This window comes from Bacteroidetes bacterium endosymbiont of Geopemphigus sp. (genome assembly GCF_002904345.1).
GTDB lineage: Bacteria > Bacteroidota > Bacteroidia > Flavobacteriales > Blattabacteriaceae > GSPS2-BC2016.
Genome location: NZ_PEIH01000005.1, coordinates 858,235 through 871,317, shown reverse-complemented (window position 1 = coordinate 871,317; position 13,083 = coordinate 858,235). Strand labels below are relative to the sequence as shown.

11 protein-coding genes and 2 tRNA genes are annotated in these 13,083 nt (G+C 36.9%); 5 read left to right on the top strand and 8 right to left on the bottom strand.

Features of this window, described 5'->3' with window-relative positions; all coding sequences use genetic code 11:
- Positions 1–404: 404 nt before the first annotated feature.
- Positions 405–611: an SMR family transporter gene (locus tag CS842_RS08035; RefSeq protein ID WP_103327835.1), complete on the top strand. Its 207-nt coding sequence runs from the start codon at positions 405–407 to the stop codon at positions 609–611.
- Positions 612–940: 329 nt separating this feature from the next.
- Here CS842_RS08035 and CS842_RS05480 read toward each other — a convergent pair.
- The 3 genes from CS842_RS05480 to CS842_RS05465 form a co-directional block, all read right to left on the bottom strand.
- Positions 941–1,015, bottom strand: a tRNA-Pro gene (locus CS842_RS05480).
- A 41-nt stretch (positions 1,016–1,056) separates the two neighbouring features.
- A tRNA-Asn gene (locus CS842_RS05475) sits at positions 1,057–1,130 on the bottom strand.
- Positions 1,131–1,567: 437 nt separating this feature from the next.
- Positions 1,568–3,505 carry a carboxy terminal-processing peptidase gene (locus tag CS842_RS05465; protein WP_241518472.1) on the bottom strand — a complete coding sequence of 646 codons (1,938 nt, stop codon included), beginning with the start codon at positions 3,503–3,505 and terminating at the stop codon, positions 1,568–1,570.
- Positions 3,506–3,729: 224 nt separating this feature from the next.
- Here CS842_RS05465 and surE point away from each other — a divergent pair, with 224 nt between their 5' ends.
- Positions 3,730–4,500 (top strand): 5'/3'-nucleotidase SurE, encoded by a 771-nt coding sequence (surE, locus tag CS842_RS05460; RefSeq protein ID WP_103327833.1) that lies wholly within the window; start codon positions 3,730–3,732, stop codon positions 4,498–4,500.
- Between the two features lie 510 nt (positions 4,501–5,010).
- Here the strand turns inward: surE and CS842_RS06610 are convergent.
- On the bottom strand, positions 5,011–5,148 hold the full coding sequence (locus CS842_RS06610; protein ID WP_146037466.1) for a DUF3078 domain-containing protein: 138 nt from the start codon (positions 5,146–5,148) through the stop codon (positions 5,011–5,013).
- A gap of 369 nt (positions 5,149–5,517) precedes the next feature.
- Positions 5,518–6,531, bottom strand: coding sequence for a ferrochelatase (gene hemH, locus CS842_RS05450; protein WP_103327831.1), 1,014 nt, complete (start codon positions 6,529–6,531; stop codon positions 5,518–5,520).
- A gap of 98 nt (positions 6,532–6,629) precedes the next feature.
- Here hemH and ruvB point away from each other — a divergent pair, with 98 nt between their 5' ends.
- The 3 genes from ruvB to CS842_RS05435 all read left to right on the top strand — a co-directional run bounded on the left by ruvB (position 6,630) and on the right by CS842_RS05435 (position 9,507).
- Positions 6,630–7,667, top strand: a complete 1,038-nt coding sequence (gene ruvB / locus CS842_RS05445; protein ID WP_103327830.1) for a Holliday junction branch migration DNA helicase RuvB — start codon at positions 6,630–6,632, stop codon at positions 7,665–7,667.
- Positions 7,668–8,078: 411 nt separating this feature from the next.
- Positions 8,079–9,089, top strand: a complete 1,011-nt coding sequence (locus CS842_RS05440) for a 2-oxoacid:ferredoxin oxidoreductase subunit beta (RefSeq protein ID WP_410468515.1) — start codon at positions 8,079–8,081, stop codon at positions 9,087–9,089.
- Positions 9,052–9,507 carry a hypothetical protein gene (locus CS842_RS05435; protein WP_103327829.1) on the top strand — a complete coding sequence of 152 codons (456 nt, stop codon included), beginning with the start codon at positions 9,052–9,054 and terminating at the stop codon, positions 9,505–9,507. The genes CS842_RS05440 and CS842_RS05435 overlap by 38 nt, the downstream gene beginning before the upstream one ends.
- On the opposite strand, the gene CS842_RS05430 is transcribed toward CS842_RS05435, so the two are convergent.
- From CS842_RS05430 to CS842_RS05420, 3 genes are read right to left on the bottom strand one after another with little or no spacing between them, the layout of a single operon-like run.
- On the bottom strand, positions 9,504–9,980 hold the full coding sequence (locus CS842_RS05430; protein WP_103327828.1) for a thioredoxin family protein: 477 nt from the start codon (positions 9,978–9,980) through the stop codon (positions 9,504–9,506). The two genes, CS842_RS05435 and CS842_RS05430, sit on opposite strands and share 4 nt — an antisense overlap.
- 20 nt (positions 9,981–10,000) lie before the next feature.
- Complete coding sequence (locus CS842_RS05425) at positions 10,001–11,365, bottom strand: peptide MFS transporter (protein WP_103327827.1); 1,365 nt, start codon at positions 11,363–11,365, stop codon at positions 10,001–10,003.
- Between the two features lie 54 nt (positions 11,366–11,419).
- Positions 11,420–13,072 (bottom strand): S9 family peptidase, encoded by a 1,653-nt coding sequence (locus tag CS842_RS05420; RefSeq protein WP_265614218.1) that lies wholly within the window; start codon positions 13,070–13,072, stop codon positions 11,420–11,422.
- Positions 13,073–13,083: the final 11 nt, after the last annotated feature.

Below are 13,083 nucleotides of genomic sequence, written 5' to 3'. Positions count from 1 at the left end.
TCTTCTTTACGAATGCCTATCTTGATAAAAATTCTAAGTAGAGATCTTTGTAGATTTTTATAATATTCTTCAAGTGTATCGGGATTTTGACGGATTTTTAATTCTGAGCAGAACAAAATATTAAAAAGTTTATAAATAAATCATAAAGTTTTATTTTTTATCTGGATAAAGATATTCTTTTTTATTGATTAATATCCTTGATGGGATTAAGATTTTTTATTTAAAGTGGATTTTATTCATATTGAAATGAAGTGTAGTGCACATACATATTTCCGTTTATTAAAGTACAAGAAAAAATTTATTTTTTATTATTTTATAGATAAAATTTGAAGATTTTATTGTTAAAATTATATTAAAATATAATAATTAATTATATTTAATGTCTTAAATTAATATCATACATTATGAAGTATATCTTCCTTTCTTTATCCATCATGCTTGAGGTGACGCGGACTACCGCTTTGAAATACTCCAAAGGATTCAATGACTTCTTTCCAAGCTTAATAGATTCTTTTTCTTATATTTTGTGCTTATATTTTATAAGTCTGATGCTTAAGATGACCCCACAGGAATTTCTTATGCGATCTGGTGAAGTGTGGGGATTGTTTTGATGGTTCTTATAGGAGTGATATTCTTTAATCAAATACTTGTAATATACCTTCGGTAATCAGTATGCTGATGATCATCGCTGGCATCCTTATTATGAATTTAGTGTCAAAAACCGTTTCTCATTAAATTCAAGAAAAAATGAAACAATTTAAATATCTCTCTTTGTAACCCTGCGTTGTTTAATTTACATCTGCTTAAATAAAAATGAGAAAAATCTTGCCTTCAATAAATAAAGCAAGATCCTTGTTAAAGCCAAAGTAGCTTATTAAGCTAATATGGTACGTATTTGTTTTGACTTTTATTCAGTAAATAATCAGCAAAAGATAAAAAGTCGGGGTGACTGGATTCGAACCAGCGACCACACGCCCCCCAGACGTGTACTCTAACCAAGCTGAGCTACACCCCGTAATTAATTATAAAAATCCTGATGATCATCCGGATTCTTTGCTCCCCAGGCTGGGCTTGAACCAGCGACCCCCTGATTAACAGTCAGGTGCTCTAACCAACTGAGCTACTGAGGATCTTTGATATCCTGTTTGTGATTTGCCGCAAGCAAATATAGTATTTGTTTTATTATCTGATAAATTATGAATTGCATTTTAGTACGGAATTTTTTACATCCTTATAAAAACATAGATTAACTTACTTTAAAAATTTATCTTGCCTCAAGAAAAACTCTTAAGCTTTGAAATGGGTATTCGTTATCAGATGTATCAGACTTTGACTTTAATGATTTTGAGTTTATATTTTTACTATCACTCCTCTCTGGAGCGTATTGTTCTTTTTTCAGGTAGCATTTATTTTTTTTGGCGGGATCACACTGGAAGATTAATCTTAGATTTTTAGGGCCGGTAACTCCTATTGGTGGTGTTTTTATGGTTCTAGGTTAGGTTTTTCTTATATGGGCTTTTCGCCGTAATACCTTCTAAAAAAAAGTGTTTTTCTCTCGCATAAGATTTTATTTATAGGCTCTGAGTGTTTCTATCGCGGTTCCTAGATAAATATCTCTTCCCATATTTTTTTTCCATTCTTTTTCTTGATCTTCAGCTAACTTTTCCAATGGATATACTATGGAAACTGAAGTGACGGCTAAACCGTTAGTATAATTTTTCAGAGAATCAAAAGCCTTATTTTTTTCTTTCCTTTCTTTTTTATCCGCTTGAAATTTTTTCCATTGCAGGGGAACGGTTTTGTCCTCTTCGAACATTTGCATGCTTCGGGCTAACTTATCCAAAAATTTTATATCAGGGTTGGTCTGAATACGGTTTTTGACCTTCTCTTTAACATTTTTCAGCTCAGTCTCGTTTTCCCATCGTCTGTAGGGAATTGCCCCTATGCTATCCCATTTCATCGGATTTTCCTGATCTTTTTCACCGAATTTTGTGTATGAATATCTTCCCGGTATGATTAAGTCCGGCTGTACCCCTTTGAGTTGTGTAGAGCTGCCATTTACGCGATAAAACTTACTTATGGTAAACTTAAGCGCGCCCATATTTTTTTCAGACAACCTGAAACGATCTAAAGGATAAAGGGTTTGTACTGTTCCTTTTCCATAGGTTTGAGGTCCTCCTATAATAAGAGCTCTTTTATAATCTTGAAGGGCGCCGGCAAGAATTTCTGATGCCGATGCCGATGCCTCGTTTACAAGAACTATTAATGGGCCTTTCCAAAGCGGTGATTTAATATTTGAGCTGAGAGTTTCTTTTTTTCCATCATTGCGACGTACCTGCACCACTGGACCTTTTCCTATAAAAAGTCCGGTGATATCTAGGGCTGTTTCCAAAGAGCCTCCGCTGTTGTTTCTCAGATCAAGCACTAATCCTTTGATATTTTTTTCCTTTAGCTGCTCAATTTCTTTTCGCAGGTCGCTGGCGGCATTTCTGCCGTTTTTATTATTAGGATTAAAGTAAAACTCCGGCAGGTAGATGTACCCATAGCTATTTTTATCTTCGTCCTCTAAAACAGCACCTTTAGCAAAGGTTTCTTTTTGTTCGATGATATCCCGTACCAGGGAGATCTCTTCTGTATGTCCGTCTTTTTTTTGTAGCGTTAAGCGCACAACGCTACCTTTTTTTCCTCGTATTAATCTAATAGAATCACTCAACAATAATCCAAGGATATTTTTAGATTTTCCATGTTTTCCTTGAGCAACTTTCAGAATTTTATCGCCCACTTCAATCTTTTTACTCTTCCACGCCGGCCCTCCTGCGATGAGCTCTGCTATGGTAGCATAACCTTTTTTATCTTGTAAAATTGCTCCTATGCCTTCGAGCTGTCCGGATATTTTGAAATCAAAATCTTCTTTTTCTTTTACGGAAAAGTATGCTGTATGAGGATCATACTGGGAAGTTATGGCATTTACATAGACTGAAAATAAATCTGACTTTTTTTTCATTTTGAATTGTCTTAAGTAATCGGTCATATTTTCCAGTACTCTTTTTCGAGCGGATTCTTCAGAGACTGCGTTGCTATTTTCCGGTTTTTCTTTTTCGGCTTCTTTTTTAGAAGTGGTCATCTCTATAAGAGTGAGATATTTTAGATATTTTCTCCATTGATCTTCCCACTGTTGAATACTTTTGGCATATGAATTGTTTTTTTCATCCAGTGTAATGTTCTCTTCTTTACTAAAATCAAACGAGCGGCTTAATATTTTTTTACTTAAGGCCTCGAGCTTAACTATCTTTCTCTGAAGATGGGTGATGCTAAGATCGAAAAACTCTGTATCTCCGTTGATAAATGCGTTTCCCAACTTTTTTCTATACGGGTAAAACTCATCTATTTCCGATTCTAAAAAATATAATTTTTGCGGATCGAGGCTTTCTAAATATTTTTTATATACCCCTTCAGAGAATTTTTCATCCACTTCAGGTGCATGATAATGAAGGAAAGAGAGCATTCGGTAAATAGATTTAAGGATGGATTTATACTTATCTTCGTTCTCCTTTGGTGAGCAAAAACTGAATAAAAGAAAAAGAAGCGCAACACATGATAAAACACATTTTCGATTTTTGAATCGATTTAAGTTCATATAATTACATATCTGTTGATGAGAGCCTGAAAAAGTTGTTTTGTTAACTTTCATAGAAAGCACAAAGATTAAATTTATTACTGAAAAACGAAATGAAAAAAAAAAACGTCATTCTGGTGACCAACGATGATGGCATTCTTGCCCCTGGGATTCGAGCACTCATACATGTTATGAGCTCTTTAGGGGAAGTATATGTGGTAGCCCCTGCCGAGGGGAAATCAGGAAAGTCTCATTCTGTCTCTGTGGAATATCCATTGCGGTGTGAATCTGTAAAACTCGATAACGGACCTCAAAGAGAGTGGCGAGTTTCAGGAACACCAGCTGATTGTGTTAAGCTGGCTATAGATCATGTACTCCCCAAACCTCCAAATATTTGTGTATCAGGTATTAATCACGGTACAAATGCCTCTCTGAATGTGCTGTATTCCGGTACAGTGTCGGCTGCTGTGGAAGCTGCCTTGTCGGGTATTCCGGGTATAGGTTTTTCTCTTTTGGATGATTCATCGCTGGCAGATTTTTCAGCGGCTCAGTACTATGCGGAAAATATAGTTAAGAAAGCGCTTAATGCAGATTTTCCGAGAGAAGGTATTTTAAATGTGAATATCCCGAAATTGGCTAAAGAACAAATTAAGGGTATAAAGATTTGTCGACAAAGTAAGGGTGCCTGGCGAGAAAATTTTGAGAAACGTGCGGATCCCAAAGGAAGACCCTATTATTGGCTTACAGGAAAATATACGGATACAGACCCGGGAAGTGATCATGATCACAGAGCTTTAGAAGAAGGATACGTATCTATAGTTCCCATAAGCTTTGATCGAACGGACTATAAACTTATGAAAAAATTGGATTCTTGGAATCTGTAAAGTTTTTTTCTTAAAATTACATTTCTAGAATGGAAGTAAGGCCTACCGCCTAGAGTTTCTTTAAGCTGTGTTCTTTTGATCTGATTTTCATCGTAAATCATCTCCAGGACTAATTTGGTAGATAGTATTTTGTTAATTTTCATGGTTAACACCCCTATGTAGGAAAGGTATATATTTTGATTTTTAGATAGTTGGAGAAACTATTTACCGTATTATCTAACGACATGTTTTGCATGATATCCCATCGATACCTTGCGCCGACGAGTGTTTCTAATTCGTATCTAAAATTCTTTCCTAACTCTATCTCGTAGGCATTTTTTTCCCAAAAAAACGTCCGTCTTTGTCCTAGGAATTAAACACATCTTAATCGGTTACAAAAGTCATCTGTTAGGTAAGTGGATGAAGATGAGTATAAAGTGATCACTAGACCTGTAATCGAAACCAAAACTTGTTGAAAGATAACCTGGCGATAGAATTCGAGATTTTTTTAGGGTTTTGTAGTCATAACCTTTAGAAAACGGTGTTCTGAAGTGTTAAACGAGCGGCGTAGCACCAGTTGGGCTTAAAGCGATACCCGTAATTTGAGGTCAAATCGATGATATTTTCTACTTTTTTAGTCACTACTTTTTGGCCCAAGTACGGTTCCATAGCCTAATAAGATCCGTGATTCCCAAAGGTGTAGATTTTTCGTGACGTGAAATGAAAATCATAATCACCCCTTACTGTAAGGGTCAGAGAACTTACATCGCCTATCATCTAGTTGCTGAAATCTGTTCGATTGAACAATAAAGAATTGGTTCCTTTATATACCCAACCAGCTTTTCGCTGATCGATGCTTATTTGCTCAACCCCCCTACTATAGGGTAGGTCGTTTTTCTTGTTAGGGGGCACCTGCCCTTTGAGACTTATGAATATGATAATATTTATTAAAGCAAATGAATATGAAAAATTTTTCATTAACTTTTTTAATTATTATTAATTGACAAAGATATACAAATGATCAAACCCTACAAATCATCATTGCAGCTCCTTTTTACACCAGTTTGCGAGCAAACGTATCCATTCAGGCAGGTCATTCATGCATTGAAGGTAATCAAATCGCTCACCGCCTGCGTTTATAAAGATCTCTTTGCCTCCAATCGCGATTTCTTCTAAAGTTTCTAGACAGTCTGATACAAAGGCGGGGGCTACTACAGCGATTTTTTTTACAGAATTTTTTGCCAATGATTCCAAAGTTTTATCTGTATAGGGCTTTAACCATGGATCTCGCCCTAATCTTGACTGGAAAGCTACGGAAAAACTTCCGGCTGGCAATTTTAGCTCCTGTGCCACCAGCCGTGTGGTTTCGTAACACTGGTGACGATAGCAAATATCATGTGCTTTTACATGTTGGGAACTACAGCATTTATGATCTATTTTGCAATGTCCGCTTGGATCGGTTTTTCGGATATGACGCTCTGGAAGGCCATGATAGGAGAATAGCAAATGTTCGCTATCTGCAGGCAGCTGCTCGCGAATATGTTTACTCAGCAATTTAATGTAATCCCTTCGATAGTAAAAGGGCAGTAAAAAAGAGAGTTGCATATCTTTAAAGTGTTTTTTTTGATCCTCTAAGCATTTTTGAATGACACTCTCGGTAGTGCTCATAGCATATTGTGGGTAAAGGGGCACTACTAATATATCTTTGATTCCTTTTTCATAGATACTTGAAAGCTCTGAGGCTATCGAAGGAGCTCCATAGCGCATACCCAGAGATACAGGATTCTTCAAATGTTTGGCCACACCTGCTCGCAAGCGTTTTGAAAGCGCCACCAATGGAGATCCTTCGGGCCACCATATCTTGCTATAAGCTTTTGCCGAGTGTTTTAGGCGTCTAGGTAGTATCATTCCCTCTACGATAAATTTCCTAAGCACATAAGGCACATCGATAACTCGTTTATCCATAAGAAATTCACGGAGATACTTTCGAACGTCCGTTATAGTTGGGGAAGCTGGAGAACCTAGATTTACCAGTAAAATACCTTTTTTCATTGATAAGTTATTTTTTCGGAATTTTGTAGTCATTCGAATTTACGATGCTTTTTATATAAATTATATAGAATAACATTCTTAAGGAGTTTTCCTATTTTATGACTGATATTTTAAAAACGGATAAAGAAAATCTGCGTCCTGAGGAGCTGGATATGGAAAAAGGACTCCGTCCAAAACGCTTTCAGGATTTCAGTGGTCAGGAAAAGATTCTTGAAAATCTTAAAGTCTTTGTGCAGGCAGCCAGGAGGCGCAATGAGGCATTGGACCATGTGCTCTTGCACGGACCTCCCGGTTTGGGAAAGACTACCTTAGCTTATATCATTGCTAATGAACTAGGTGTAGGCATTAAAATCAGTTCCGGTCCGGTACTCGATAAACCTGGAGATCTGGCCGGTTTGTTAACTCATCTCGAGCCTCATGATGTGCTTTTTATCGATGAGATCCATCGGCTTTCTCCCTTGGTAGAGGAGTATCTGTATTCAGCCATGGAGGATTACCGCATTGATATTATGATAGAATCCGGTCCTAACGCGCGCTCGGTGCAGATTGGTCTGCATCCTTTTACGCTTATAGGTGCCACCACACGCTCAGGCTTGCTTACAGCGCCCATGCGTGCGCGTTTTGGTATCAACTGCCGATTGGAATACTACCAAAAAGAACTTTTAAACGATATCATAAAGCGCAGCGTTGGACTTTTAAACATTTTCATTTCTGATCAGGCTTCTATGGAAATTGCTCGGCGAAGTCGAGGCACACCGCGTATTGCCAACGCTTTACTGAGGCGCGTGCGCGATTTTGCCCAAATCAAAGGAAACGGTAATATCGATTTAAGTATTTCAGAAATTGCTTTGAAATCCCTTAGTGTAGATGAAAACGGACTTGATGAGATGGACAATAAGATTTTAACTGTCATCATCGATAAGTTTAATGGAGGGCCTGTAGGTATTAGTACCATTGCTACGGCCGTTAGTGAAAATACGGGCACTATAGAGGAGGTATATGAGCCTTTTCTCATTCAAGAAGGATATTTGATGCGTACGCCCCGTGGAAGAGAGGCTACCGCTTTGGCCTATAAACATTTGGGCAAGAAACCTTCTAATGATCAAAACGATCTCTTTAAAGAGATGAATCGTTAGTTTAGCTTCTATTGATAAATAGAACTCTATTGTTTAAATCTCCACAAGAAAAACATACGAATACTATCATAGAAACCAGGGTCATCTTTTTGATAAATATTTACTTAAGTTCGAGATAAAAATACTCTTTATCTTCATGTTCATATACTTTTCAAATATTTAAATGAAAAAAGTATATCCAAAAATTCAATAGTTTATGTAAGAATTTTTCCAGAAAAAAATGTCATAGTAGAAGTATCTCGGATTTTTTTTCAAATCTCCTCTGAAACGAGCTGGGCATGAATAAATGTTAAGAAACATTTTCTGGAAAAAAATTTTATGTCTACAAAAACTAATATACGAGCCCTAATTCTATTGTATCTTTGCAATAAATACTTTCTACACTTATAAAGAGTTTTGGAGTTGAGTACGTTGGAAAAAATATATATACCTAAGGATTTTGCTTCTGATCAGCAAATTAAGTGGTGTCCAGGCTGTGGAGATTACTCTATCTTAAAGCAGATGCAGGCCATACTTCCTGAAACAGGTCTTTTAAAAGAAAAAATAGTCTTCATATCAGGTATTGGTTGTTCTTCACGTTTTCCTTACTACATGGAAACTTTTGGGCTACATGGCATTCACGGTAGAGCTCCGGCGATAGCTACGGGTGTTAAGCTGGCGCGTCCCGATTTGAGCGTGTGGATAATTACAGGTGATGGTGATGGGCTTTCTATCGGAGGGAATCATACAATTCATTTGCTCAGAAGAAATCTGGATGTAAATGTATTGCTTTTTAATAATGAAATTTATGGTTTGACCAAAGGACAATATTCACCTACTTCAAATTTAGGTTTACGTACAAAATCCTCTCCTACGGGAACCATCGATCGCCCATTTAATCTTTTAAGTCTTGTTCTGGGCGCCGGGGCTGGTTTTGTGGCGCGCGCTATGGACAGAGACCCTAAACATCTTCGTGAAATGCTTTTGAGAGCTCAGCAATATAAAGGCACTTCTTTCTTAGAGATTTACCAGAATTGTAATATATTCAACGATGGTGCTTTTGAGGTATTTACTGAAAAGGATAGCAAAGCAGATCATACGCTTTTTCTTGAACATCAGGTTCCGTTAATTTTTGGCTCTCAAAAACAACGGGGTATATATCTTGATGGCCTTCATCCAAGGTTGGTTTCTTTAAAAGATGGGTACTATCATTCCTCAGATCTATGGATTCATGATGAAACGGATCAAGTCAAAGCTGATCTTCTGACAAGGTTTTTTGACGCGTCTGGACAAGAGGAATTTCCACGTCCTTTCGGAGTTTTTTACCGAGAGGAGCGTCCTGTTTATGATGTGCTTTTCCACGATCAGATCACTGAGGCGCAAAAAAACAAGCCTATTTCATTAGATGCACTTATCAGCGGAGCAAACACCTGGAAAATATAATGAAAAAATGATTAGAAAACGAAGTTTTTCAGGAGACTTTCAGATATTGTCCCAGGAGATTGCAAACGCTAAAATCCTTTGTGAAAAAGGATATTATCAGCAAGCTATCGAACTCCTCAAAAACCTGCGAATAGATTTTTTTGGCCTTGATGACAAAACAATTTATCGCATTCAAAAGCAAGGTTGGTCAGATTTTCTAAATTCTTCAGAATTGGGTGAAGAGGCCTTACAAGTCCTGGTCTCTCTTTTGGTTCAGGAGGGTACCTTTGAGTTTAAGTACGGAAAAAACGAGCGCAAGGGACGCAGTTATTTGATTTCTGCAAAAGAACTTCTTGAAGTTAATGTGAATTTGGATACTTTTAATTGGGGAGAGTTGCGCTTGCTGAAGCAAATTCACGCCCTGTTAAAAATATCTTAATAAGTAGATTTCAGCTGATTTATAAATTCTTTAGACCTTATAAAACCTCTTAAAATACTGTATTTGCCATCTTTATCTATAGATAGGGTAGAGGGGTAGCCTACTTTTCCATCGAGTAGATAATAAGCTAAGCGATTTATGCCAAATTTCTCCAAATAAGTGTATTTTTCCCCTCCATAAGTAAGCGTATCTTTCGTCTCAGCGTCGATCTTTACCGGAATATAATTTGCGTTGATATATTTAATCACCTCTTGATCGCTTAAGGTCTCTACCTCCATTTTTTTGCAGTAAGGACACCAAGTGGTATAGATCAATAGGAGTATTTTTTTTTTTGGGTTTTTCTTTAGTAGCCCGCTGGCGTTGGATATTTTTTCCCATCGAATTTCTTTTCTCAGGGCTATTTTTTTTTGCTGTCCATACACAAGATTTACCGTAAATCCCATAATTACGGTTAGCAATAGTATAATTCTCATAAGCTTGATATGTTGTATTTTTACTTTATTCCATGCATTTTTTTAGAAATTCTCTCTGAGAAAATAAGAGTAATACCTCCTATAAAAAAGCAAAACAAGGCCACTAACGTAAATATATTTTTAGCTCCTAATTCATGAACGTATGCTGCGATATATCCACCTGCGATATTAGCAATAAATGAAGAAAAAAGCCAAGTACCCATAAGCAAAGAAGCGAGTTTTGCAGGAGAAAGCTTAGTAACCATCGAGAGGCCTACCGGCGAAAGGCACAACTCTCCAAGGGTATGAAAAAGATAAGTGAATATAATCCACAGGACACTAGCTTTAACAGAAGCATGTGTATTGTCATTTCCTCTTTCAAAAACCGCACCCACCATAAATAAAAATCCTATACCTACAAGAAGCATCGCTATACCCATCTTTATGGGCGTAGAAAATTTTTGTCCGAAAGGACTCTCCCAAAAAGCTGCGAAAACAGGCGCCAGCATTACTATAAATAGCGCATTGATGGACTGAAACCACGAAGTAGGAATATGCCAATTCCAGCTTCCGATTTCTATTTTTTTTTCGATAAATTGATCGGTATAGAGCGTTAAGGAAGAACCTGCCTGCTCAAAGGCAGCCCAGAAAAAAATTGATATGAACGAAAATATGAATATGGTTTTTATACGATCTTTTTCCATTTTTGTAAGTGGCGTTTTATTCTGGAGTTTTTTTTTAGGGTCTCTTCTGGAAGCTCTCATGCCGGTATCTCCTAAGTATTTTTTCGCCAGTATATTATAAGATATTTGCCCAAGAAACATACCTATGGCAGATATCAGAAAACCATATTTATAGCCAAAGTTAAGAATCTGTCCATCAGCTCCTTTTAAGGCAAAAAGATCTTCAGCTACATATCCTATGATAAGCGGTGCAATGAACGCTCCCAAATTAATACCCATATAAAAAATAGAGAAAGCAGAGTCTTTGCGTTCAGGCTGATTTTCATACAATTGCCCTACTATTGTGGAGATATTTGGCTTGAAAAACCCGTTTCCTAGAATAAGCAGACTCAGTCCCAGAAATAATCCCCAATGAGTATTAAAAGCAAAAAGCGCTAGCTGCCCCGCCATCATCATGATTCCTCCGATAGTGATGGATTTTCTCTGCCCTATATAAGTATCAGCGAGACAACCTCCTAAAAGTGGCGTAAAATAAACAAAGCCGGTAAAATATCCGTAGATCAAGGAAGCTGTTCCAAGGGAAATACCAAGTCCTCCCTCAATAAGGGATTTGCTCAGATACAGAATTAGTATCCCGCGCATGCCGTAGTAACTGAAGCGTTCCCAAATTTCAGTGAAAAATAAAAGATATAAACCTTTGGAGTGCTTTTTATGCTTGCTCATAAATACAGTGGTATTTTCGGATTAGACGTTTTTACTAAAAACGATACAAATTAGTTATATATTTTTTAATATAAATCTCGTCATCTTGTTATACAGGTGGTGGCGCGTAGCGCCACCATAAATAGAATAATTTTTGTCGGAATAAGCCATAAAATCAAAGGGTTTTCTTGCCTCTATTAATGACCGACTCATTTCCAGGATGCATCGAAAATGCACGTTATCGTCCAAAATTCCATGCAAAATCAATAAATTTCCTTTGAGGTTTTTTTCGAAATTTAATGGGCTGTTTTCTTCATAATTTTTCTCATTCTCTTGAGGCAATCTCATATAGCGTTCGGTGTAAATATAATTGTAAGAATACCAGTGTGTCACTGGTGCTACGGCGATGCCTGTTTTAAATACACCCGGGCTTTTTGTCACTTCCAAACAACTGAGATAACCTACCGAAGCTCCATCCGAAGATTCCGATTCGCCCGAGTCTACATAAGAGAGCGCATCGAAGTGCTCTGCGGTTTTGATTTGATCTTCCAGCTCATACTTGCCCAGATTTTTATAAATGATTTTCTTAAAAGCTACTCCTTTTTTTGTTGTTCCGCGATTATCTACTGCTGCAATCAGGTAAGCTTTTTGAGAGAGTATCTTAAACCATAAATAGTTTAGTCCACCCCATTCATCAGTAATGATTTTAGAGCCGGGTCCGTCGTATACATATACCAATAAAGGATATTTTTTTGTTTTATCGAAGTCTCTGGGCTTAATCATCCAACCATCCAGCATACCTTTTGAGGTATTGGGTATAGATTTAAATTCAACAGCTCCCAGAGGGGTCATTTGAGGATTTTGTTTTAGTGCTTTATTATCTTCTAAAAGATATAATAGTTTGGAGTTTTCCGTCTTATAAATGCTGTATACCAGAGTTTCTCTTATCTTAGAGAACTTATGGATGAAGTAATCGAATTTTTTGCTCAACCAGGCGCGGTTTGTGTTTTCTTTCCGGGAAAGCTTTCTAGCGTTTTTTCCATATAGTTTTGTTGAGGAGACCGTAAGATTCAAGGATCCTTTACCATCTTTATAATAATGATAAAGTTGCCGAAATCCGCTTCGTTCAGATGACCATATAAAACTGTTATCTTCTAAAGAATCTAATTCAATATGATCAGTTTCAATATAATTTTCGATTTTTTCCGAAAGTATTTTTTTTATGTCATGATTCTGTGTATTGACAATGAGTAAATCGATTTGATTCTGCTCTCGATTGGGTATTACCAAAGCCAATTCATCGGGATTTTTGGTAAAAAGTATCTTAGGGATGTAATATTCTTGATAAGCTCTTAAGTTTACTTTCTCTATCGAAGCGTTCTCTAATGAATAATAATATACCGAGACCTCGGAATTGGAATCACGTGCTTTAGGATATCTGATTTTAGAAATTACAGAATGTATTTGTTGATTATAGCTGAGAAAAGGCTGTTCGGCTACTGCTGTTTGATCAAAGCGAAAGTAGACTAATTTTTTTACTATCGGCACTCCAGTTGAAAGTCCGTGTAAAGCCCATTTCTTCTTCATACACCCAATCAAAATACCGTTAATTGCTTTGTTTTTGATTCCATCATCAGTTATACGTATAGTCTTTCCTGTATCGATTTCTTTCACGTACAGGTCATTTTTATAAACGAAGGCAAATTTTTTTTCATCTGGAGAAAACAGGGGTTCTTGTA